Consider the following 25,262-nt stretch of genomic DNA (forward strand, 5'->3'; position numbering starts at 1 on the left):
GTCGAGCTTGAGCAAAAGCTGAAGTCATTCAATATCTAACTATTATCTCTAGACTTGTTCTCTAGACCTGGTATCTAGACTGGTTCTCTAGGCTTATCACTAACAGAACGAAACCACGCCTTGAAACGATTCTTGTTTCAAGGCGTGGTGACGAGTGTAATGAAAAGTTGTGATGACTTGAAATAAGTCGCTCAAGAATGATTTTATTTCTATTTAATCAACCCAGACGCGAGCATTTCTGAACATTCTCATCCATGGGCTATCTTCTCCCCAATTGTCTGGGTGCCATGAATTACTCACTGTTCTCACCACACGTTCTGGATGTGGCATCATAATCGTGTAACGACCATCAGTGCTGCTTAGACCAGTAATGGCTTGCTCAGATCCATTTGGATTTTCTGGATAGTGTTGCGTTGGCTGACTGTTATGGTCGATATAACGCATGCTGACAAAGCTATTGCTTAGTGCATTTTCTGCAGTATTCACACCAGTGAATACTGCACGTCCTTCACCGTGTGCCACAGCGATTGGCATTTTTGAGCCTTGCATATCTTTGAGCAAGATAGACGGTGAGTCCATGACTTCTACCATCGCAAAACGCCCTTCAAATTGCTCTGACTGGTTGCGATAGAATTCTGGCCAGTGACTTGCGCCGGGGATTAAATCGCGTAACTGCGACAGCATTTGACAGCCATTACAGACACCTAAGCCAAAGACATCTTTACGTTCAAAGAAGGCATTGAATTCGTCTTTAGCACGAGCATTGTTGAGGATAGTCTTCGCCCATCCGCCGCCTGCGCCAAGTACATCACCGTAAGAGAAACCACCACAAGCAACCATGCCGTTGAAGTCATCTAATGAAGTGCGACCAGATATTATATCGGTCATGTGCACATCAACTGCACGGAAACCAGCGCGGTCAAATGCCATGCCCATTTCTTGTTGGCCATTGACGCCTTGTTCGCGAAGAATCGCAACCGAAGGTCTCACACCTGTTTTGATGTAAGGGGCAGCAATATTCTCAGTAATATCAAAACTTGGTTCAGCGATTAAACCAGTGTCATTGTAGTCTTCGTCTAGTTTCTCGAATTCTTCCTTAGCGCATTGATCGTTATCACGTAAGGCTTGCATGCGATAACTGGTTTCTGTCCAAACCTTGTGTAAGGTTGCACGAGATTCTTCGTAAATGGTTTCATGTGCCCAGGTAAACGTGATTTGATCAGCTTGGTTTGAATCCGCTTCCTTAGTATCAGGTTTACCAATGACGTGAGAGCAATTGCCTAAGTCAGCTTCGCGTAATGCAGACAGTACTTCTTCGGTATCGGTATGATGAACTTGAATCACCGCGCCCAATTCTTCTGTGAACAATGCTTCGAGTGGCGTTTTGCCAATATCATCCAGGCGAATAGTAATCCCTGTTTTACCAGCAAACGCCATTTCACATAATGTAGCCAGCAAGCCACCGTCAGAGCGGTCATGGTAGGCCATTAATTTGCCTTCCTGATTGAGCTCCTGAATCACTTTGAAGAAATTAATCAACGCCTGTGGGTCATTCACATCAGGGGTATGCGCGCCCATTTGTGAATAAACCTGTGACAAAGCAGAAGCAGCAAGGCGATTTTTGCCTTTACCTAGGTCGATCAGAATAAGGTCAGAATCACCTTTGTCCGTTCTAATTTGAGGAGTGAGTGTTTTGCGCACATCATCAACAATCGCAAATGCGGTCGTGATTAATGACAAAGGAGCCGCCATTTCGCGTTCGATGACGCCTTCATCACTTTGCTGATCCCAAACTGTTTTCATCGATAACGAATCTTTACCCACAGGTATCGCGATACCGAGCTGCGGACAAAGCTCTTCACCCACGGCTTTAACCGTGTCGAACAATGCCGCGTCTTCACCTTCATATCCTGCTGCTGCCATCCAATTTGCAGAAAGGAAAATATCAGAAATACTGCCAATTCTTGCCGCAGCAATATTAGTGATCGATTCACCAATTGCCATACGACCCGATGCAGGTGGGTTAACCAATGCAATAGGAGTTCTTTCACCCAATGCCATTGCCTCACCGTTATAACCGATATAATCGGCACAGGTTACCGCGACATCAGCCACCGGAACCTGCCAGGGACCAACCATCTGATCACGATTAACCATGCCCGTAATGGTACGGTCACCAATGGTAATCAAAAACGACTTTGAAGCTACCGTTGGTAAACGTAAAACACGCTCAATGGCATCGTCCAGTTCGATTCCATCTAACTCTAATTCTGGCTTGTGGAAGGTTTTGTGATGTACATCACGTAGCATTTTGGGTGGTTTACCGAGTAGCATGTCCATCGACATATCTACGGGGTTATTTTCAAACAGTGCATCACCAACGAGTAAATGTCTTTCTTCAGTCGCAGTGCCAACTACCGCATAGATAGCGCGTTCACGTTCACATAAAGCTTTAAAAGCATCTAAACGATCAGCGTCAATTGCCAATACATAACGTTCCTGAGCTTCATTACACCAGATTTCCATCGGTGACATGCTTGGTTCGTCATTAGGAAGCATACGAATTTCGAATTTTCCGCCACGACCTGCATCATTTACAATTTCAGGGATAGCGTTAGAAACGCCACCAGCGCCCACATCGTGAATCCACAGAATAGGGTTGTCATCACCCATTGCGACACAGCGGTCGATAACTTCTTGCGCACGGCGTTCCATTTCTGGGTTGCCACGTTGTACCGAAGCAAAATCGAGGCTTTCAGTACTGGTGCCACTTGCCATAGACGAAGCCGCGCCACCACCTAAACCAATCAGCATTGAAGGGCCACCCAATACAATAATCGGTGTTTCTACCGGGATGTCTTTCATCTCGATGTTATTCGGGCGGATATTACCTAAACCACCCGCAAGCATAATTGGTTTGTGGTAACCGCGTAGTTCTTTTTCTGAACTTGCGCCAGGTACTTCCGCTTCATAAGTGCGGAAATAACCAGTGATGTTTGGACGGCCAAATTCATTATTAAATGCAGCTGCACCTATAGGACCTTCAAGCATGATGTCAAGCGCGCTATCGATACGAGATGGTTTGCCATGATCGATTTCCCAAGGCATTGGGTATTCTGGAATTTTTAAGTTAGATACTGAGAACCCACACAAACCTGCTTTGGGTTTAGAACCGTTGCCTGTTGCACCTTCGTCACGTATCTCACCACCAGAGCCAGTAGCTGCGCCCGGGAACGGAGAGATTGCCGTAGGGTGGTTATGTGTTTCCACCTTCATCAGCATGTGCACAGCTTCTTCTGAATAGCCGTATTCCTGATTGGCACTGTTCGGGAAGAACTTAGTCGCTTGTGAGCCTTCAACCACAGAAGCGTTATCGTGATACGCAGATAACACGCCTTCAGGAGATTGTTTGTAGGTATTTTTGATCATGCCGAACAGGGTTTGATCTTGTTTTTTACCGTCGATAACCCAGTCAGCATTGAATATTTTATGTCGACAGTGCTCTGAGTTGGCCTGTGCAAACATCATTAACTCAACATTGGTAGGATCACGGTTTAAATCGGCGTAGTTGTCTGCAAGGTATTGAATCTCGTCTTCCGACAATGCTAAACCTAAATCGATATTCGCACGGCTTAATGCGGCTTGCGCATTTTCCCCCAAAGGAATGGTTTTAAGTGGTGCAGGTTCAGCGTCGTTGAATAGGATAACGGCATCTTGTTCGTCTTCCATCACTACTTCGATCATACGATCATGGATACGGTTGGTAATAAATACGCGCTGGTCTTCAGATAGATTCGTAAAATCGTCTTTATACTCTACAAAGTAAGCGATGCCACGTTCTGCTCTAACGACTTTGCTCATGCCACAGTTATGCAGAATGTCTGTCGCTTTACTCGACCACGGTGAGATAGTTCCGGGACGTGGAGTGACCAGGAATAATTCTCCTAATGGTTTTTCATCGGACTCTTTCTCTCTTTCCTGCTCGCCGTAGTGCAATAATTCGGTGAGGGTGTCATTTTCTTCATCCGTTAAAGTTTCTGCAACTTTAACAAAGTGCCAGTAACGGGCATGAATATCCGTTAATTCTGGAATGGAATTTTGTAATGATTTTAGGAGTTTAGTTTTGTTGAAATCAGAAAACGCACGACTACCGGGGAGTATTAACATAGCGAATAAATTATCTTCTAAAAAGTAAGAAAGGGGGTAAGGGTGTATGATAAGTTTGCTGGCACTTTTTTAAAAGGCTTAATCAGATTTTATTCACGTTTATTTGGGATTATTTTCCTTTAGTAGCGTTTAATCTAATTCATTTATTTTTATGTGAGCTTCCGATTGAGTTTTAATTCGTTTTTAACGTCATTTTTATGTGTTATTTATAAGTAGTTTTCTGGTCTGTTCTTGACCCTTTTAAAGTTTTTATCCCTCTTTTACAGAATATTAATTAATTTTAATGAAAATAAATTGCTTATTTTTTGATCAATTTGCTGAGTCTTTATAACGATAAAAATAAGCATTTTTATGAATTTTTAGAATAATAGTTTCAATCACTTATAAGCACTATCCAATCATTTTCATAATCATTTTGACCAGCGTGATTGGGTTGAATTCGAAATATAAATCACTTTTTAAGAAACTATTATTCGGAACTTTTCCTGATACAGCGTGTTCTTATCTACTGTGTGGCAAAAAAGATACATTGTATTATTTTTGATACAGATAACATGCAAGTGCAAGTGAGAGATCACTTTTAAAAAAATTTTATTATGAAGTATGGAGTACCAAAATGAATATCAGGAAGTTGACTTGTAACAAAGCTTTTAAACATTTAGTGATTGCGAGTAGTGCAGTGATGGTGACTTTAACCATGACTTCTACAGCATCAGCAAATATCGGTGGATATGTAACCGATGGTTCCAATCATGGTGTAACAGATGGTTCTGGCGATTGTGTTACAGCTTCTTTAGGAAGTAAGGTTTCTGGTTGTGGTGAGCTCCCAATAGCTGCACCGATCAAGGCTGATCCGGTTCCTGTGGCAGTTGTTCCACCAAAGCCTGTATACGTTGCGCCACCTAAGCCAAAGCCAGTGTATGTACCACCACCAAAGCCTATTGTAAAAGTGTTAAGACTCAATGAGGCTGGCGGTTCTAACTTTGCGTTTGATAGCGATAAGCTAAGTGATAAAGCACGTGGGGAACTCACTAGCTTTGCCCAGACGGTTAAGTCTTCAAACGTAACACCGAATAACGTTACTGTAGTGGGTCACACGGACAGCATCGGTGCAAAAGCTTATAACCAGAAACTGTCAGAAAGGCGCGCTAATTCAGTGGCTAACTTTCTTGCAGCGCAGGGCATCGATCGTGGCGTAATGAAGGTGTCGGGTCAGGGTGAAATGAATCCTGTAGCCAGTAATAAGACTAAATCGGGGCGCGCTGAAAACCGTCGAGTAGATATCTCGGTATCGGGTCAGCGCAAGGTAACTATTAGACGTTAAGTCTTTAGGTAGTTAAATAACTACCGTAATAGTTACATTTTTAAGGCCGGAGCTTGCTCTGGCCTTTTTTGTGCTTGTCGTAAATATCACTTGTTGTTTAAAGCTATATAACAAGGCGCTTAAAAAAAGCCTCATAAGTAGGGGGGTGACAATTGCTTTTTAAGTAAATGACATCTTAAGAAGAGATTATTGAGACATGCTTTCAATCGCTTTGCGTTGATTCTCCGCCGCTTCATCTAGTTGTCGCTGTAGATCTTTCGCTTTTTCTAATGCTTTTGAATGTCCTTCGAGTGGATTTTCAATTTTGCTTTTTGGTGGTGGTTGACTATCACACCCTTGCGCTAAAAATAATCCGCATAATAAAAACAGGAATGTGAAAAGTTTCATGGTAATACTCAGTGAATAAATTAATATTGCTTAATTATAATATAAAAGCTACATAACGCTTAAAGCTGTTCGTTTTAAATACATTATTTATATAAACAGTCTTTATAAAAAAACAGCACTATAAAAACTGTTCTAGAAAAACAGCCTCAAAGTAGGGGGGTGACTTTCGTTTTTTTCGTTATGATGGTGTCGTTTTACTATCAGTTATCGTATCTATAATTAAGTTAATGATGAATAAATATCTCAGGAAATTCTAATAATTTGAACGCTAGCACTGCTGATTTAAGTTTTATTCATCCATGGCGACCTGAGCAATTAAAAGTGTTGAGTCGTTTAAATGATTATATGGAAGACAAGCGTGTCCATATCGTTGCCGCGCCTGGAGCGGGCAAAACGGTTTTAGGTCTGGAGATTTTCAATCGGCTAAACGTTAAAACCCTAACCCTGTCGCCTACTGTTCTAATCAAAGATCAATGGATCGAACGACTATCTTTATTTATCGATAGTGATGAAAGTGTCCTTGATCAAAATAATAGTGTATTGCCTGACTGGGTAAGCTCGGTTTTAGATGAACCAGAATATTTCACTTCAACGACTTATCAGGCCTTATATAGTTTCGATAAGCAGTTAAAGAAAAAACAAATAGAATCTCCAGCTAATCAAAAGTACGATTTACAACAATGGTTTCGTTCCCAAAAATTTGGTCTGATCATTTTAGATGAAGCGCATCATTTAAAAGCGAGTTGGTGGGCAGTGCTTTACGATCTGGTTAAAGATAATGATGATTTAATCGTCGTAAGCCTTACAGCAACACCCCCTTATGACTCGAACACCACGGAATGGTCACGTTATAAAAAGTTATGTGGTCCAGTAGATGAAGAAATCAGCATTCCGGAACTGGTTAAATCACGTTCTCTTTGTCCGCATCAAGACTATATCTGGTTGGTGAAAACCGATGAGAAAAACATCCAGTCATTAGAACGTTACGAAGATAATCTTAAAACGTTTTTAGCAGAGCTAACGACAAATGATGAATTGAATTATCAGCTTCTGTTACATGAGTTCTTAGTTGAAACGGAGGGGGCAACTACCATCAGCGAACGGGAGTTGTTACTCAATATTGAAACGGTCATCGCTTTATTGCAGTTACTGAAACATTGGCAAAAACCATTGCCTCTGCATTTATTACAAGCGTTGGATATTAGCGCTGATGATATTCCACCTCTCACCGTGAATAATTGGCAAACCCTGATTGAGTCTTTTATGCAGGGTGATTATTACCCCAAGGCAGAGCCGGTAGAATCATTTAGACATACTCTGACCGCCTTATTAAAAAGAAAGCGTTATCTCAAATACAATCAGGTTCAGTTCGATAATACCCAAAGCAAAATAGATGCCTTCAATAAAACAGAAGAACGTATTTCAGCCTGTTACGAAATTGCAAAAATAGAAATAGCTAACCGAAAGTCATTATTGAGAATGGTGGTTCTGGCTGATTATATTAGAGACGAAGAGCTGGCTTTGTCGATCGATACCAGTGCCGGTTCAACTGGAGTGACAACGGGCGCCTATCCGATTTTTCATCATTTTATTCACAAGTTTGATGGCCTCGATGACAGAGATAACCGCGTTGGCGTCAATGGCAAGGTAATATCAAAAATTGCTTTGTTAACGGGGCGACTTTGTATTCTTTCATCTCACTTGGTTGATACATTATTTAGTCACATACCATCTCATGCTCAACCCACGATAAAAGCTTTTAGCGAGCATAAAGATTTTGTGGTGTGCGGCGGTGCAACGAGTTATCTTTCTGCGGCTTATACGCGTTTACTTGAAGCAGGTGATCTGCAGATTATTGTAGGCACCCGTGCATTATTAGGAGAGGGTTGGGATGCACCATTTTTAAATGCTTTGGTGATGGCAACCCAGACAAGGGCTTATGTGGCGACTAATCAATTACGTGGCAGAGTGATGCGTGTTGATCCACAGGATGACTTTAAAACTGCCAGCATCTGGCACATTGTAGCCACCGCGCCTGAAAAACGTTTGAATGGACTGATTTTTGAAAACCTGCAAAAACGTTTTCGAACTTTTGCAGGCTTGCATGCTTATGATTTGAAGATCGAGTCGGGCACTGAGCGATTATCTCTGCGAACCATTGATGAGATAGAAGGATCAAACGTTGCAGAAAATGAGCTAAAGAAAGAGAAATTACCCGAACCCAAACAAGATGTTATCCAGACGAACAATCAAATAATGCAAACACGTTTAACGGACGATCTCTTTAATCTACAAGCACGCTGGCAGAACGCATTAGCCAAAGCAAAGCATCAGGTATTTCAGGTGGGTTTACACCATCAGGTTGATGATCACGGTAAGTTATATAGTCTGGAGCGTTTGCTAACCGTAGTGAATGAACGTAGACGAAATCATGGTAATAAATACAAATTAACCGCATTGGGTCTGATGGGCTTGGGTTCCGCAGTCACTTATACATTATTCAATAGTGGTTTCAGTGGTTATGCTTATGCATTTGGTGGGTCAGCAGGTGGCGCAGTATCGTTTGCTTTAATCAAAGCCAAAGGACTGAATGACAAACGTAATTCAATCGATATTGGGCAAAAAATAGCTAAAGTAATTTTGCTAAGTTTACATAATAAAGGGGTCATGAAAACGGCGTTACAAAGAGATAAGACTAACGACGTGATTAATATCTGCTTTGTAGATAATGGTATTTTAAGGTTTTCATTGAATGACTATACGCGTCAGGAAAATGAGAACTTCCTCGAAGTATTGAATGAGTTTTTACAACCATTGGGAAGCAGTCGTTATTTATTGGCATTATATGCAAAACCCGCCATACAGGATTTATTTAGTATCCCTAAATTGATCGGTAATAATAAAAGCGATGCGAATGATTTTCTCGCAGAATGGAGACGAGTCTTTCCAGAATTCAAAAAAGCCAATCTAATCACGGGTAACAGTATAGCGGGTGAAAAACTGTTGATAAGAGCCAGCGCAGAAAGGGTCTTGAAAAGACGCAATGTAGACACTCCGCTTCAAATGATAGAAAGATGGGAGTAAGCCAATGACGCCTTCATGCCCTCAATGTGGCTATTTAATCGATACTGGTGCAACAAAACTAATGAGTTGCCCGTCTTGTAATTCGAGCATCTATATTCAGAACAATACGACGAGTCTTTCCGATTTAAATGTGGTGAAAAACACAGATAAATATTTGTTCGATATTGGCCATTCAGTCCAGATAAAAAATGCGTCCTGCATACCCAAAGGTTATAGCCTCTATGAGTATGAAGATGGGTTTAGAGTCGAATGGGAGTTAGTAGATAATGATCAGAACACGTACATTTTAAATCAGGAAGAAGAGAACCTTTTCTTTGTGAAACAGATTCCCAAGATAGAAGCCGCATTACCCGCATGGAGTTCAATGCAGCCTAATACCCAGTTGATAATTGAAACTGCAGAGTGGTTGGTCGTAGAGAAAAGGGAAGTCAATTTCGTCGCTTTTTATGGCGAATTACAAAATTTACCGTTACAAAATAGTCAAATCCAATGCAGTTATTTGAGTAATACCGAAGGCGAATGTCTGGTATTGGTATCTACTGGCCAGCCAAAAAGTGGAAGTGCACACTACCCATATACAGCCTATCAAGGTTGGTGGTTAGACCCAATGGATCTTGTGCAACCATGAAACAGCTAATGAATACAATAAAAAAAGCCCAATCGGTTCAATGTACAAATTGTCATGCACCTGTTGAAATTATCGGTAACCCAAAGCGTTGTCAGTTATTGGTTTGTGGCTATTGCGGTACAGTCATGGATTACAAAAATGAGCTGCGTGCGCTCTACGCATATACAGAGGTTCAGAAGCCAGCTAGTCATTTGCGCATAGGAATGCAGGCCAATATCGAAGGAATTACTTTTAAGATTAGTGCCCTGGTCGTTTATGAAACCCTACAAGGTAAGGAAGAAGATTGGGTGGAATATCAGCTGTACGCTCCAAACTATGGTTATGCCTTACTCATCATTAAAGATGGGGTATGCTGTTTCCTGAGAAAAATCTATCACTTACCCAAGCCAAATGTCTGGCTGCTTAAAGCGGGAGATTCTTTTTTAGCAAAGGGACAACAATATATTATTGATCAGTTTTCTTTAACCAGAGTTCTACATAGTGAGGGTGCTTTATTAGACAAGATTAAACAAGACAAGCGCGATAAACAGGTTTTTGCCCGTGTTGGAGATCAGTGTTTTTACTCTAAATATAATTTGAATAAGGTTATTTACTATCAAGGGTTTTATATAGACAAACAACAGCTTGAAGGTAGGTTCGTCTAGAAATATGCCTCAAAGTAGGGGGGTGACTTAATATAAATCACTCCCCATTCTTAATATCATTAAACAATCTTTTTACCCATTGTACGCGCTGGTCTAACTCCATCATTGGTTCGTATTCAAAGTACAGTTTATCCTGTCCTTTAATGGTGAACTCCCAAGGGCGTTTCTGAACCAGTTGCATGATTTTTATTGGGTCGATATTGGGTTTTTCATTAAAGAGTACACGTCCGCCTTCTTCGCCGACATCTAGTTTTAAGATGCCTAATTCTTGAGCGATTTGTTTAAGTCTGGTTGCTTCAAACAGGTTCTTAACTTCGTCGGGTACTAGTCCAAAGCGGTCGATCATTTCAACACGTAATTCACGCAAGGCATCGGCATCTTTGGCGCTGGCAATGCGTTTATACATAATCAAGCGATTGTGAACATCAGGTAGGTAATCGTTAGGAATTAACGCAGGTAAACCAAGATCTACCGTAGTGCGGGTTTCACGACCATCAAGATCAGGCAATTTGCCAGATTTGAGTGCTTTGACGGCACGCTCCAATAAATCGTTGTACATATTAAAGCCAATTTCCTGAATCTGACCACTTTGGTCATCACCCAGTAATTCACCTGCACCACGTATTTCTAAATCGTGTGAGGCCAGGGTAAAGCCAACACCCAGATCTTCCAGTGATTCGATGGCTTCCAGACGTTTTTTCGCATCTGCTGAAATCAGTTTTTTGCCGGGAATAATCAAATAAGCATACGCTTTATGGTGTGAGCGACCGACACGACCACGAATCTGATGCAACTGTGCCAAGCCTAATTTATCGGCACGATTGATCAAGATGGTATTCGCAGTAGGGACATCGATACCACTTTCGATAATGGTGGTTGCGACTAGTACCTGAAAGCGTTGATGATAGAAATCACTCATGATGCTTTCGAGTTCGCGTTCTGGCATCTGGCCGTGGGCAAAACGAATTTTAGTGTCAGGCAAAATAGCGGATAAATCATCCGTCATTTTCTGGATGGTTTTCACTTCGTTATGTAAGAAATACACCTGACCACCACGTGCTAATTCGCGCGCACAGGCTTCCTGTATCATTGATTTATCCCATTCGTGAACGAAGGTTTTTATCGAATGACGTTGCGTCGGTGGGGTCGCAATAATGGATAAATCGCGTAAACCAGATAACGACATATTCAGCGTGCGCGGAATAGGTGTGGCGGTTAAGGTCAGCATATCGACGTTTGCACGTAGCTTTTTTAGCTGTTCTTTATGGCGCACACCGAAGCGGTGTTCTTCATCGACGATGACCAATCCAAGGTCTTTAAAGTCGATGTCTTTTTGTAATAACTTATGCGTACCGATGACAATATCAATATTGCCCGATTTCATTTGTTCGATGGTTGCTTTGGTTTCTTTCGCTGTTTTAAAGCGCGATAAAGAACCAATTTTAAACGGCCAATCAGCAAAACGATCACGGAAGTTTTTCGCGTGTTGTTGTACCAATAATGTGGTGGGTGCAATCAGCGCCACTTGTTTGCCCGAGTTGGCGGCGACAAAAGCCGCGCGCATCGCAACTTCTGTTTTACCAAAGCCCACATCGCCACAGGTAACACGATCCATCGGCTGTGCTGATGTCATGTCTTTGATTACAGTACCAATCGCAAGCGCTTGATCCGGTGTTTCTTCAAACGGGAAGGTATCTGCGAATGCCAGGTATTCCAGCTCATTAAACGGAAACGCATGGCCTTTTTGTGCCGCACGGCGAGCATGAATTTCTAATAATTCGGCGGCGATATCGTGTGCTTTTTGTGCGGCTTTTTTACGTACTTTATCCCAGTGTTCGGTACCGAGTGTATGCAATGGCGCGTGTTCTGCACTTACGCCGGTATAACGACTGATTAGGTGCAAAGAAGAGACAGGAACGTAAAGCTTGTCGCCTTTGGCGTAAGTTAGCAGGATAAATTCCTGTTCGATACCGCTAGTGGTGAGTGTTTGCATACCCTGATAACGACCCACACCATGCTCTTCATGAACGACTGGATCGCCTTCGGTTAAATCGGTCAGATTTCGAATGATGGTATCAGCATCACGCGTTGGTTTTTGGCGACGTCGTTTTTGCTGGACCTGTTGTCCGAACAACATCGCTTCAGGAATAATGGCTAGCGGACCAGAATTGTCGTTGCTTCTAATCCAGACACCATTTTCCATCGGTGCTACGACTAATCCCATTTCAGCATCTGATTCGATGAACGCTTCCCAGCTTTTAAACGAGGAAACATCAAAACGGTTGTCCCTTAGTAAGCCAAGTAAGTTTTCACGTCGACCTGCGGAATCCGCGGTAAATAATACGCGTCCTTTGGATTCGCTATTAAACTGCACCAGAAATTGGTTTAGTAAAATCAGTGGCGTTTCAGAACGACCTTGAATCAAAAGAGAAGGAAGCGTACTTACGGGGTAATTGTAGTTAGTTGCTTCGTTATTCGCGGTTTTTGCCTGTTCGTAATGATGCGTTTCAATACGTCGATAATCTGAAATCTTATCGAACAGCGTTTCCGTATCGAGGAATAAATCCTGCGGTGGTAATAATGGCCTTTCAATATCGTGACGACGTTGTTCGTATCTGTCATTGATAGACTTATTAAACGCTTCTGCCGCCGCGACCGTACTGTCTGTATTAATCAGTAAGGTTTTTTCTGGCAGGTAATCAAAAAGAGTCGCGGTTTCAACAAAAAACAACGGTAGATAATACTCGATGCCAGATGGTGCATTACCGTTACTAATATTGTCATAAATCTGACTGCGTGCGAGGTCACCCCCCACCTTTAAGCTGTAATTTTCGCGGAATTTAGAAATGCCTTCAGGGTTTAATGGAAACTCATGCGCAGGTAATAATTCTATCTTTTGGATCTGTTCAATAGTGCGTTGATCTTCCGGGTTGAAGCTGCGAATCGTTTCAATATCTTCGTCGAATAAATCGATTCTGTAGGGTTTGTCGTTACCCATTGGAAATAAATCAATCAACGAGCCGCGGGTGCTGTATTCGCCATGCTCCATAACCTGAGTCACATTGCGATAACCCGATTCATCAAGTTGTCTGCGAAACACTTCGATATTGAGTTTATCGCCGACTTTAAACGCTAAAGAATTGGCGCGAATATAATCGACGGGTGCAAGGCGTTGCATCATAGTCGATACCGGTACAATTAAGACACCGTGTTCGATACTACTGAGTTGGCTTAATGTTTTGAGTCGATCTGAGATTAAATCTTCATGCGGTGAGAACACATCGTATGGCAGTGTTTCCCAATCGGGGAAGATGTGTACCGGAATATGGTTATCCGTTTTGTTTTTATCGCCGGTATGGTTTCCAAGAAAGAAATTAATATTCGCTTCGAGACTATATCCACTGTGACTATCTGGTGTGATTACAACGATCAGTCCCTTATATTCTTTGGCTGCATTGGCTATTAATAAGTCCTGAGAGCAACCATGAAGCTGACTCCAACTGGTTTTATTAGAAGCTTTATCGGGGTAGTGCGGATGTAGTGTACTTACAGGCATTTTATAAGGTGATAGTTGCTGGATAGGGAGTAAAAAAAACGCGTAATTGTAACGTTAAAAAGTAAGATTAGCGATGATAAAAAATTCTGTCTCGTATATGATGCACGAGATCAACGCCGTAATTTAAACCAGTCTAATGAGTCGAAAATATGAAGCTAAAGGGTGAGATGTCAATGCTCAATGTCTTGCATGTGCAAGAGCTTGATTTAGAAAAACTTTGTGCTGAACTAGAGCAAAAAAGAGACGAAGCACCCCAGTTTTTTATGAAAAGTCCAATCATTGTAGATTGTGCAGATTTGGGTGATGCCGCTGAGCAATTAGATTTTTCATTACTTCGACAAAAACTGTTAGAACTTGGTTTTATTCCGGTTGGAATTCGCAATAATCCTGTAGAAATGAATGCCCGTTTAGTGGATGCAGGCTGGGCAATTATGCGCGAAAGCAGACCCTCAACAGCTTCGACTGAAGTGTCTGGTGATGTAAGCGCAGAAACAAATCAACAAGCAGAAGTGGCGCAACAGGATCAACCGCAAGCTGCACCACAGGCAGCACCAGTTGGAATTAAATCATTGACCATCGATCGTCCAGTACGTTCTGGACAACAGGTTTACGCAGCAGATGCAGACATGACAGTACTCGCTCAAACCAGTGCGGGCTCAGAGATTATGGCTGATGGTAGTATCCATGTTTATGGGCCATTACGCGGTAGGGTGCTGGCAGGCGCCAGAGGTAACGAACAAGCACGTATTTTCTGTCAATCGCTACAAGCAGAACTGATTGCGATCGCGGGCCGTTATCAACTACTGGATGAAAGTGATACAGAATTAAAAGGAAAACCAGCCATGATTAGATTGGATGGTGAAAAATTAATTATTGAACCTTTGGCGCATTAACTCGCCAAACAAATGAATTGAAATAAAAAATCTTAATCGATAAAAGGGAGATTAGAAATTGAGTAAAGTAATTGTTGTTACATCTGGTAAAGGTGGTGTTGGAAAAACCACTTCAAGCGCAGCGTTTGCCGCTGGCTTGGCAGCAAAAGGCCATAAAACGGCAGTTATCGATTTTGATGTGGGGTTACGTAATCTTGATTTAATCATGGGTGTTGAACGCCGCGTGGTTTATGATTTTGTCAATGTAATCAACGGTGAAGCGACATTAAAGCAAGCGCTAATCAAAGATAAGCGTGTAGATAATCTCTATATTCTGCCTGCATCACAAACACGTGATAAAGATGCCTTGAGTAAAGAAGGCGTAGAAAGCGTTATCAATGAATTAAAGAAAGAATTTGATTTCATTGTCTGTGATTCGCCAGCCGGTATCGAAAAAGGCGCATTCATGGCGCTTTATTTTGCCGATGAAGCAATCATTGTAACAAATCCAGAAGTATCATCAGTACGTGACTCTGATCGTATTCTTGGTATTTTGCAAAGTCGTTCTAAAGCAGCCGAAGATGGAAAAACAGTTAAAGAACATCTGTTAATCACTCGTTACTCTCCAGACCGTGTTGAAGGCGGTGATATGTTGGGTATGGATGATATCGTAGAAATTCTATCGGTTCCTTTAATTGGCGTTATCCCTGAATCTGGTTCTGTATTACAAGCGTCAAACAGTGGTAACCCGGTAATCATGGATAAGGACAGTGAAGCTGGTCAAGCTTATCAAGATGTTGTTGCGCGTTTCCTCGGAGAAGAGGTTCCTTTGCGTTTTATTGATGTTGAACCAAAGAAAGGCTTCTTCCAGAAGCTGTTTGGTTAACCACTAGATTAGGGAGATAGAACAATGGGACTTTTTGATCTCTTTAAGAAAGAGAAAAAGAAAAACACGGCAAACCTCGCTAAAGAGCGTTTGCAAATTTTAATTGCGCATGAACATGCTGACAAATCTAAAAAATCACCTGACTACTTGCCAAAGTTACGTGATGAAATTGTACAGGTGATCCGTAAATACGTGCACGTTGCAGACGATGACGTAAATGTGAATGTGGAAAAGGGTGATGATTTCGATGTGTTGGAATTAAATATAACCCTGCCAGAGAGCGCCAAGTAAGCCAAAAATGCTAAGTAACTATTTCAATTGAAACAAACTTTAGCATTTAGCCTTAAATTCATTAAATATATCGTTGTGCTAATGGTGATTTTAATCGCTGTTAGCATGATGATTTATTTTGTTAAGGCCCCTTCAATGAGCAATAGCTGGTCTGTAGGTAATGCTCATAGCCCATCAGTAACCATCAGCGGAGATCAGGTTGAGATACAAAACTTCCGTGATATCGATTGGGTCAAACTCGATAAAACACCGGCTGACTCTATTCAGACGAGAAAACAGATAGAGCAAGATGGCTATCGCACACTAAATTTTCCTTTATCTGATATTCAAACTCTCAAAGTGGCAGTGTCACACTTCTCGGCAATCAGTGAAATTGCGCATTTATTCATCCTTTTTGAATTAAAAGATAAGACGGTTATCGGTCTTTCTGTTGAAGCACGCAAAGAGCAGGGCGAAGACTATACGTTAATCGGTGGTTTAACCGCCAAATTTGAAGTGATCTATTTATTGGGTAGCCATAATGACTTGGTCGGCCTGCGCCAACAGCGTTATGAGGATGTTTATATTTATCCGATTAAGGCAAAGCCAGCAGAGGTGCAGTCTTTATTTAAAGTGGCAGCAGCTAGAACCAATCAACTCGATAAAAATCCTGAGCTATATCATTTGTTTTTCAAGAACTGCACCACTGAAATCGTGAGTCTGGTGAATCAACTATCCGATCAAAAATACCCATGGTTTGTGCAGCATTTAGCGCCGGGTGATGCGGGTAAAACGCTTTATGAGCTTGATATGATCGATGTAAAAGCTGATAGTTTTGAAGAGCTGCAAAAGCTCACCTTATATAAACCGTAACGGCTTTAACTACTCAAAGCTTCATTGTTACTTGTATATTGTTCAGTTATTTCAAACATCTAAATGCAGTTTCAAATGCACTGTTTAAAATAGATTTCTAAAAATCTGAGACACCGTGTTTTGCATTGACTGATAGGTAACATTAATAATTCTTCCCGTTGAAACATTTGGATTAAATTTATCCACAGCGTGAAAACAAACTTTTATCTTCCTATTTTCTTCATCGACTTCTAGTACGCGTAATTCAGCGCTATCCATACCCCTCAGAACTTCTGGCTGACGAATACTGGCGGTGTACTCTTTATATCCTTGAATCTCAGAGATTTTCGGATCGCCTAAAGAATCAATCACCGTAGCGATTACAATATCGTTTCTTTTTAGAGCCTGTAGTTGTTCCATTTGTTGAGTCATAGAGAAGTTCGAAGTCAAGGTGATAAAATGTGACTTATTACCGTTTTTGATTATATGTTATGAGTATAGTCGGTTCGGAGGGCTGCAGTTTTATTGTGTCTGCAGAACTTTAATCACTTGGGGAAGTGATAGAGCACTCGTTCTATTGATGGGGAACGAGTGTTCGTTTTTCCCAGTTCTAAATTCAGATCTAAATCCGATTCTAAACAAAGTATTGGATTATCTAAAAGCTACCCCTTTACTTACCATGAGCTTGCCATTTCGTTTGTTGAAATGGACAACTCAGCCGAGGTATTGCCGAGACAACGTAGGAACACAGTGACGACGACCCGCAGGGTGAGGCTTCAGCCGAATATTTATGCGAAAGCTTAAAGCTAGCTCGCTGATAAGCAATACTAGGTTTTAGCGTGTATAGGGGCACTTTTTTTCGCTACTGTATAAATTGATGGGCGAGTCCAAGAAGCGCACAAGCAATGATCACCGTCATTACACCTTGTTTGAATTTCACCAAAGCGATAAATGCAGCAATGCCGATTAAGGCAGCAACCCATTCAAATTGACCAGAAAAATCCAGGTTCTGGCTTTGCGGCCATAACACATGCAGCGCGAAGAAAACGGCAAGGTTTAAAATAACACCCACCACCGCTGCTGTAATCGCCGTTAAAGGGGCGGTAAATTTCAAATCATCACGCGTTGCTTCAACCGCAGGACCACCAACAAGTATAAACAGAAATGAGGGCAAGAAGGTAAACAGCGCTGCGATGGCTGCACCTACAGCACCTGCCCACGGTAACATTTCTGGGCCAAATACCTCTTTAGTCCATGCGCCAACAAATCCCACAAACGATACCACCATAATCAATGGGCCCGGGGTTGTTTCACCCAGTGCTAAACCGTCAATCATCTGGGTACCTGTCAACCATGAAAATTGCTCAACGCCTCCCTGGTAAACATAAGGTAAAACCGCATAAGCACCACCGAACGTCACCAATGCCGCTTTGGTGAAAAACCATCCCATCTTGGTTAAGGTTCCATCCCAGCCATACGCCATGGTTAACGCCAACATTGCGCCTGCCCAGATCATAAAGCCGATTAGCATAAACGAAATGACTCGACTCCATTTAAAGCGCGCATGTTCAGGTGCTGGGGTGTTGTCATCAATCAGCGCAGCGCCGTATTTAGCATTCGCATCACCGTGATGTCCGCCTGCCTGGAATGCCTCTGGCAAAACTCTTGAGCCAAAGTATCCGATGATTCCAGCGCACAAAACAATGTAAGGAAAAGGAATATTCAGAACGAAAATAGCAATAAACGCGAGTACAGCGATTGCCTTTAATATTGTATTGGGCAATGCCTTCGAGCCAATTCTGTAAGCCGCGAATAACACGATTGCGGTCACAGCAGGCTTTATGCCGTACAAAATACCCTCAATGGCAGGTACGTTGCCGTAAGCTAAATACACCCAGGTAAGGCCAATCAGTATGAATAAAGAGGGTAATACAAACAGCACACCCGCCATGATTCCACCGCGAACCCCATGCATTAGCCAGCCGATATAGGTCGCGAGTTGTTGTGCTTCGGGGCCTGGTAAAACCATGGTGTAGTTGAGCGCGTGGAGAAAACGCTGGTTAGAAATCCAGCGGCGTTTTTCAACCAGCTCCTGATGCATCATGCTGATTTGACCTGCAGGTCCACCAAAACTGATAAATCCCAGTTTTAACCAGTAAAAGAATGATTCCATAAGACTGACTGATTCCGGTGCGGATGAATCATCAATGACTTTTTTATTAAGCGTCGTTTCTGTCATGACTATTTCCCCTTTGCAGGTTTCTGGCCAGTAGTTGCTTGTGGCCAGTCATGATTTTCATTCGTTGCATCACGCGCCCAGCGATAAAATGCATCGTAGATCAACATGCCTGCATCAAGCTGAGCGTTATCATCGCGATACATTCTCGATAGCCCTAAAGATGCCGCAAGTAAGCCTGCTGATTCCGGTGCGAGCTGGTGTTGATTGGTGTCTGCACCACGGACGATTGTGGCTAAATGATCGAGTGCTTTGGTTTTTAAATCGAATTCTTCTACCATGATATCGAAGGTACAAAGATCGCCACGGTGAGTCCAGAAAACATCTTCAACATCAAACGGTTCTGCGTTGAATTTTTCTGCTACGGCTAATACTTCCGAGGGTGCAACGAATAGGAATTGCGCCTCAGGATCAATGAATCGACGAATCAACCAGGGGCAGGCGATACGGTCAATTTTAGGTCGTTGTTTAGTTACCCAAACAGAACGCCCATGAGAATTGTGCAAAGGTATTTTGTTAAAGGGGATTAAAGGTTTTTCTGCGTCTCGCCATGCAAAATGACCGCCTTCAAGGCTTTCGGCTGAGATACCCATTTCGCGTAAAATGGCTTTTACACCCTGGCTGATTTTTTTGCCTTTTTGGCAATAGACCACAACGCGTTTGCCTCTAAGTGATTCGGCAAGAGAAGCGATATCATCGAAGGGCCAGCGCCTGGCTGTGGGTAGTAATCGTGGGTCTGCATCAAAGTCTTCATCAATGCGTACATCGATGATTGTCGGGGAATCGGGCGTACCGATTATGCGTGAAAGTTGAGCTACAGTAATTTCTGTCGGTGAGGGCATTACACATCCTTTTTCTAGTTAAGCTATTTCTCTTAAAGGGAATATCGCTTAGTTAAGTTTAGTTAGATTTTTGGATGCGAAACTTGGGCTGTCGCCTCACGGGGTGTTCGCAACCCCATGAATTCATTGTGCCGAACTGAATAACGGTCGTCAATATCTACTATGAAAAAGCGGTTTATTAAATGGGTAATTAGTCTGCTATAAATTAAACGCTAATTTGGCTCCCATAAAAGCCAATAAGCCACTAGCGACTCTATTGATAGATTTTTTGAAGCGGTTATAGGCCTTCTGAGCACTTTTTGTTGAAAGCGCCACCACTACAATACTGTACCAGGCCCAGTCACTAAGAAACATCAGTACGGTAATGATGATAAACGTGTAGGGTGGTGTTTCAGTAGGTAAAAAAGCCATGATGATACTACCAATCACAATCGCTGTTTTCGGATTGCTTAGCTGAGTCATTAAACCAAGAAAATAAGAGGCACTTATGGATATATCTTTATCCCTACCATTGTCAATTAAGCCACTTTTAGCGCTGTCATCACCTTTTGAAGAATTCCAGATTCGATAAGCCAAAAATAATAAATACAAACCACCGAAAATTTTAAGCGCACCATATAAAAAAGGTGCCGCTTCTAGTATCACAAATAAACCTAAGCAAGAAAGTATCGCAAATATAGCTGCACCTGTTCCAAGTCCTAAGGCGCTAATAAGACCATGCTTACGAGAGGTGGTTAAAGTACGTTGTGCGATGAATATAAAGCTGGGTCCAGGGCTCATAACGCCCAGCAAATTAGCGAGAATAATCGGAACAATGAATAAGTAATCGTTAATGTTCATACGGGACCTATTTGTTTATGTATGTATGTATTTATTCACTTTCGTTAGTGAATGCTATTCACAAGAAGCTAAATAGAGAGCTGAACAGAAAGCTAAACAAAAAAACACGCTAAAAGTAGGGGGGGTGCCATTATGATTAACACGTTAATCATAATGGCACCAAACCAGCTATTACATAGCTTTGATCTTTTCTAATTGCTGTTGCAACTGCGTTAATGCCGCACTTTGCTCTTCAGCTTGTTGACGCACTTGATTAACCACGGCTTCTGGGGCTTTATTGGTAAAGCTTGGATTCTTCAAACGCCCTTCAACACCGGCAAGGTTCTTTTGTACCTTTTCGATTTCTTTAGTTAGGCGCGCAATTTCAGCATCTTTATCAATCAGACCAGCTAATGGAATCAGAATTTGCATATCACCACATAAAGCGGTGGCTGATTCAGGTGCATCTTCACCTTTCGCTAACCATTGTGCTGATTCGATTTTTGCTAATGAGTTAATGAAAATCGAATTGGTCTCGAAACGCGTTTTATCGGTTTCGGTCCAGTTTTGTAACAAAATAGGTAGTGGCTTGCTCGGCGGAATATCCATTTCAGAACGGATTTTACGAATACCGATAATGAATGTTTTCACCCACTCCAAGTCATCGCTGGCAGTTTGATCAATCTGGCTTTCATCTACAACCGGATAAGGTTCTAGCATGATTGTATCGTTGTCATTACCCACCAATGGTTTGATTGTCTGCCAAACTTCTTCAGTAATGAAAGGCATAATTGGGTGCAATAAACGTAAAAGACTTTCGAAAACGCGAACCAAGGTCTGGCGTGTGCCACGTTTAGAGGCTTCACTGCCTTCGTCGTTAAACAATACTGGTTTAGAAAGCTCCAAATACCAATCGCAGTATTCACCCCAGGTGAATTCATAGAGTGCTTTAGCCGCTAAATCAAAACGGTATTTTTCGAAATGCTCGGTAACTTCGGCAGTAGTTTTCTGTAATTGAGAAAGAATCCAGCGATCAGCTAGTGATAATTCAATGCGATCAGAGCCTTCAGCGTGTAAAGAGCCATTCAAACCCACATCTTTATCTTCAGTCTGCATCAACACATAACGTGCCGCATTCCAGATTTTATTACAGAAGTTACGGTTACCTTCGATACGCTGTAAATCAAAACGTACATCACGACCAGTTGACGCTTGCGATGCAAACGTAAAACGTAACGCATCAGTACCGTAAGCAGGAATCCCGTCAGGGAATTGTTTTTTGGTTGCTTTGCTGATCTTCTCAGCCAGATGTGGCTGCATCATATTGCCAGTACGTTTCTCCAGTAAATCTTCCAGCGAGATTCCGTCGATAACGTCCAAAGGATCAATCACATTACCTTTTGATTTAGACATTTTCTGGCCTTCGCCATCACGCACTAAACCGTGAATGTACACTTCTTTAAACGGCACTTCGCCGTCCATAAATTTCATGCCGAACATAATCATTCGAGCAACCCAGAAGAAGATGATGTCGAAACCCGTTACCAATACATTTCCGGGGTAGAAAGTCTCAAGGTCTTGCGTTTTTTCAGGCCAGCCGATTGTAGAGAAAGGCCACAAGCCCGATGAGAACCACGTGTCTAAAACGTCTTCATCCTGACGCAGCGCAATATCATCAGCAAGGCTGTATTTCTCGCGAACTGCCGCTTCTGATTTACCCACGTAAATCTTATCGTTCTCGTCATACCATGCAGGGATTCTGTGACCCCACCATAACTGACGTGAAATACACCAATCGTTGATGTCGTTCATCCAGCTGTAATACATATTCTTGTAGTTATCAGGCACAAACTTGATGCGTCCGTCATCGACTGCTTCAATCGCAGGCTTAGCTAATTCTTCAATCGCCACATACCACTGATCTGTCAGGTAAGGCTCAACCACCGCACCCGAACGATCTCCGCGTGGTACCTGTAATGTGTGGTCTTTCACTTCATCGAGTAAACCCAAGGCATCAAGATCAGCAACGATAGCTTTACGCGCATCGTAACGATCCATACCACGATATTTTTCAGGGGCATTATTGTTGATAGCCGCATCAATCGTGAAGATATTGATCATCTCTAAGTTATTACGTTGTCCAACTTCATAGTCATTAAAGTCATGGGCTGGTGTAATCTTTACACAACCTGTGCCTTTTTCAGGGTCGGCATGTTCATCAGTCACAATCGGAATCAAACGATCAACCAATGGTAATAAAATATTCTTGCCCACCAAATGCGCGAAACGCTCATCAGTAGGGTGAACAGCAACACCCGAGTCACCTAACATGGTTTCAGGTCGTGTAGTAGCAACAACCAGGTAATCATCCGTCGCATTGCCGTTGTCATCCGCGACAGGATAACGGAAGTGCCACATGTGGCCTTGTTCTTCCTCATTCAATACTTCCAAATCAGAAAGCGCTGTGTGGAAAACAGGGTCCCAGTTTACAAGGCGTTTACCACGGTAAATTAAGTCCTCATCAAACAACTGCTCGAATACTTCTGTAACCGCATCCGACATGCCTTCATCCATGGTGAAGCGCTCTTTAGTCCAATCAGGTGAAGCGCCTAAACGACGTAACTGCTGCGTAATCTGTCCGCCAGACTCTTCCTTCCATTCCCAAATACGCTCAAGGAATTTTTCACGCCCTAAGTCATGACGGTCTTTGCCTTCGGCATTTAGCTGACGCTCAACCACCATCTGCGTCGCAATACCCGCATGATCAGTACCCGGTTGCCATAAGGTGTTATGACCCAACATACGGTGATAACGAATCAGCGCATCCATAATCGTATCCTGGAAAGCATGCCCCATGTGCAAGGTGCCCGTGACATTCGGCGGCGGAATCATAATGCAATAAGGCTCGGCATCAGGATCTTCCGAAGGCTTAAAATAGCCATTAGATTCCCAATGTTGATACCAATCTTGTTCGATGTCTGAAGGTGTGTAGGTCTTATCCATTATGTGTTGCTTTCCGCGTTGTGTGTTTATGTTCGTGGGGCGGGATTATAGCTTGAAATGCGTTGGGGTAAAAAGGGGAAAGTTGGGTGATTAGACAGCTAAAACAGGAAAGATGAGTTTAATTGAGTTTAAAAAGACACCCCCCCACTTTTAGGCACTTTTTTTAATGTAGAAAGCACTAAAAGTGGGAAGTCTTATATTCTTTTTACTACCCAACGCCGCAAAATATCAAAAACCTGAGTGATAGTAGCATCAGGAATTTTCAGAGACTTAGAGCGCCCCGTTTTAATCGAAAACCGATTAGAATGAAAATGCAATGGTGAGAGATTCAACGAAAGTTTTTCTTCATTGACCTGAACAGTGATTTTGATAAGTGATTTTTTTTGGCGGCATTATGCTTCTTTTATAAAGCAACAAGTTACTGTAATATAATATATTTTGATGGAAGGTATTTTAACAGTGGTTAAAACGCATTCTGTATAATAAGCTGTTAGAATAAAAATTTATAACCATAGAAGATATGCAATGTCTTACTTTCAAAAAGACAGAAAAAGGAAAAAGAAATGGATATTAGTAATGCAAATACAGAACCATTTCTTGGCTATCATTTATTTCATGAGAACATAAATGTAAATATCAAAATATTATCAGCATCATTACATTCCACAATTAAAACAATAGATCAGTCTAAAGATCCAGATAAGCTTGGTAAGCTTATTACAGAAGCTGACGCTTCGTGGAATAACCCACCTATAAAGTCATTTGGAGAAATAACGACAGAACAAATACTTAGTTCTGTCAGTAATTTTGGGATAATTGCTTCGTACTCTGCATTTGATGATTTTTTAAATGGAATAGAAGCAGAGATTGCAAGGTACAAATCTTTTAGTGATGAAGAAACAAATATTGATATAACAAAATCAGCTAATGAAAAAACTAAGGACGAAGATGAAAAAATTATAAATATATATGAGCGAAATAATTGGGACACTAAAAATATAAAGAATTATCTACCCACTTTAAAGTACTTTAGACTTATAAGAAATTGTATGGCGCATAGAGATTCAAAATCTTCTGAGAAATTGGCTATTTGTTCTAAATCAGAAGAATTGATGTCTAGTTTTAATAAACATATAAAAAATAAAACTATTAATGTTCTTCCTTCTTTTTCTATTAATGACGAAATCATTATAGATCCCAAGCTCTCTATTTTTTATTCTCACTTATTACGAGAAGTAGCAAGTGACATAAATAGCAAAACTGTCAGTATTCTAGGTGTAAACGGATTGTTGAATATGGCTTTTTATCACTTATTTAAAGAGCATAAAAGCGTAAGTACAAACGCATATAGAAGACCTCAAACAGTATGGAATACAATTCTTCATGGAAGATATAGAATGAGACTAAAGGATGATACAGAGGCTATACAAAAAGCAAAAAACATTAAAATACTTGTGAAAAATGGCAATGAAGAAACTGATTTATGGAAAGAATGTATAAAGCAATTTGAAAAAAAATATTAATTTAAGTTTAATTGAAAATATTACATAAAATTCTAACAATGTGCTGCATCGGAAAAACTACTCGCTCGCGCTCGCATTTTTCCGCTGAGCGAGGCGTTATGTGTCCGTGTTCCCCACGAAAAATAGCCACTCTAAATTAGTTATACTTACTGAAATAGAGGACAATTAT

The 25,262-nt window shown here is 41.6% G+C and carries 17 protein-coding genes; 9 read left to right on the top strand and 8 right to left on the bottom strand.

Going from position 1 to position 25,262, the window contains the following annotated elements:
- Positions 1-213: 213 nt before the first annotated feature.
- Positions 214-4,167, bottom strand: a complete 3,954-nt coding sequence (gene purL, locus OO007_RS19985; protein WP_325810155.1) for a phosphoribosylformylglycinamidine synthase — start codon at positions 4,165-4,167, stop codon at positions 214-216.
- Between the two features lie 697 nt (positions 4,168-4,864).
- Here purL and OO007_RS19990 point away from each other — a divergent pair.
- Positions 4,865-5,491, top strand: coding sequence for an OmpA family protein (locus tag OO007_RS19990; protein WP_442784356.1), 627 nt, complete (start codon positions 4,865-4,867; stop codon positions 5,489-5,491).
- Between the two features lie 186 nt (positions 5,492-5,677).
- Here OO007_RS19990 and OO007_RS19995 read toward each other — a convergent pair whose 3' ends face one another.
- Positions 5,678-5,878 (bottom strand): hypothetical protein, encoded by a 201-nt coding sequence (locus OO007_RS19995; RefSeq protein WP_325810157.1) that lies wholly within the window; start codon positions 5,876-5,878, stop codon positions 5,678-5,680.
- Between the two features lie 261 nt (positions 5,879-6,139).
- Here OO007_RS19995 and OO007_RS20000 point away from each other — a divergent pair, with 261 nt between their 5' ends.
- Genes OO007_RS20000 through OO007_RS20010 form a run of 3 tightly spaced genes read left to right on the top strand, consistent with a single transcriptional unit; the run spans position 6,140 to position 10,234 of the window.
- Positions 6,140-8,962, top strand: coding sequence for a DEAD/DEAH box helicase family protein (locus OO007_RS20000; protein WP_325810158.1), 2,823 nt, complete (start codon positions 6,140-6,142; stop codon positions 8,960-8,962).
- A gap of 4 nt (positions 8,963-8,966) precedes the next feature.
- Positions 8,967-9,590, top strand: a complete 624-nt coding sequence (locus OO007_RS20005) for a hypothetical protein (protein ID WP_325810159.1) — start codon at positions 8,967-8,969, stop codon at positions 9,588-9,590.
- The gene (locus tag OO007_RS20010) at positions 9,587-10,234 is read left to right on the top strand and encodes a hypothetical protein (protein WP_325810160.1); all 648 of its coding nucleotides are present in this window, start codon (positions 9,587-9,589) and stop codon (positions 10,232-10,234) included. The genes OO007_RS20005 and OO007_RS20010 overlap by 4 nt, the downstream gene beginning before the upstream one ends.
- Before the next feature lie 37 nt (positions 10,235-10,271).
- Here OO007_RS20010 and mfd read toward each other — a convergent pair whose 3' ends face one another.
- Positions 10,272-13,790, bottom strand: a complete 3,519-nt coding sequence (mfd, locus tag OO007_RS20015; RefSeq protein ID WP_325810161.1) for a transcription-repair coupling factor — start codon at positions 13,788-13,790, stop codon at positions 10,272-10,274.
- Between the two features lie 149 nt (positions 13,791-13,939).
- Between mfd and minC the strand changes: the two genes are divergently transcribed.
- From minC to OO007_RS20035, 4 genes are all read left to right on the top strand, one after another.
- Positions 13,940-14,683 (top strand): septum site-determining protein MinC, encoded by a 744-nt coding sequence (gene minC, locus OO007_RS20020; RefSeq protein WP_325810162.1) that lies wholly within the window; start codon positions 13,940-13,942, stop codon positions 14,681-14,683.
- 58 nt (positions 14,684-14,741) lie between these two features.
- Complete coding sequence (gene minD, locus OO007_RS20025) at positions 14,742-15,548, top strand: septum site-determining protein MinD (RefSeq protein WP_131906307.1); 807 nt, start codon at positions 14,742-14,744, stop codon at positions 15,546-15,548.
- 24 nt (positions 15,549-15,572) lie between these two features.
- Complete coding sequence (gene minE, locus OO007_RS20030) at positions 15,573-15,839, top strand: cell division topological specificity factor MinE (RefSeq protein WP_131906306.1); 267 nt, start codon at positions 15,573-15,575, stop codon at positions 15,837-15,839.
- 135 nt (positions 15,840-15,974) lie between these two features.
- Entirely contained in the window at positions 15,975-16,691 is a 717-nt protein-coding gene (locus OO007_RS20035) for a lipoprotein N-acyltransferase Lnb domain-containing protein (protein WP_325810163.1), read from the top strand.
- 84 nt (positions 16,692-16,775) lie between these two features.
- Here the strand turns inward: OO007_RS20035 and OO007_RS20040 are convergent, their stop codons facing one another.
- The 5 genes from OO007_RS20040 to OO007_RS20060 form a co-directional block, all read right to left on the bottom strand.
- Positions 16,776-17,102, bottom strand: coding sequence for a hypothetical protein (locus tag OO007_RS20040; protein WP_325810164.1), 327 nt, complete (start codon positions 17,100-17,102; stop codon positions 16,776-16,778).
- A 430-nt stretch (positions 17,103-17,532) separates the two neighbouring features.
- A complete protein-coding gene (gene chrA, locus OO007_RS20045) occupies positions 17,533-18,909 on the bottom strand; it encodes a chromate efflux transporter (protein WP_442784354.1) in 1,377 nt (458 codons plus the stop codon).
- Between the two features lie 2 nt (positions 18,910-18,911).
- Positions 18,912-19,748, bottom strand: coding sequence for a sulfurtransferase/chromate resistance protein (locus OO007_RS20050; RefSeq protein WP_325810165.1), 837 nt, complete (start codon positions 19,746-19,748; stop codon positions 18,912-18,914).
- A gap of 198 nt (positions 19,749-19,946) precedes the next feature.
- Positions 19,947-20,588 (bottom strand): LysE family translocator, encoded by a 642-nt coding sequence (locus tag OO007_RS20055; protein WP_325810166.1) that lies wholly within the window; start codon positions 20,586-20,588, stop codon positions 19,947-19,949.
- A gap of 171 nt (positions 20,589-20,759) precedes the next feature.
- Entirely contained in the window at positions 20,760-23,570 is a 2,811-nt protein-coding gene (locus OO007_RS20060; protein ID WP_325810167.1) for a valine--tRNA ligase, read from the bottom strand.
- A 563-nt stretch (positions 23,571-24,133) separates the two neighbouring features.
- Between OO007_RS20060 and OO007_RS20065 the strand changes: the two genes are divergently transcribed.
- Positions 24,134-25,093 carry a hypothetical protein gene (locus OO007_RS20065; protein ID WP_325810168.1) on the top strand — a complete coding sequence of 320 codons (960 nt, stop codon included), beginning with the start codon at positions 24,134-24,136 and terminating at the stop codon, positions 25,091-25,093.
- The last annotated feature ends 169 nt before the right edge of the window (positions 25,094-25,262 follow it).

Source organism: Cocleimonas sp. KMM 6892, from assembly GCF_035798195.1.
Taxonomy (GTDB): Bacteria; Pseudomonadota; Gammaproteobacteria; order Thiotrichales; family Thiotrichaceae; genus Cocleimonas; species Cocleimonas flava.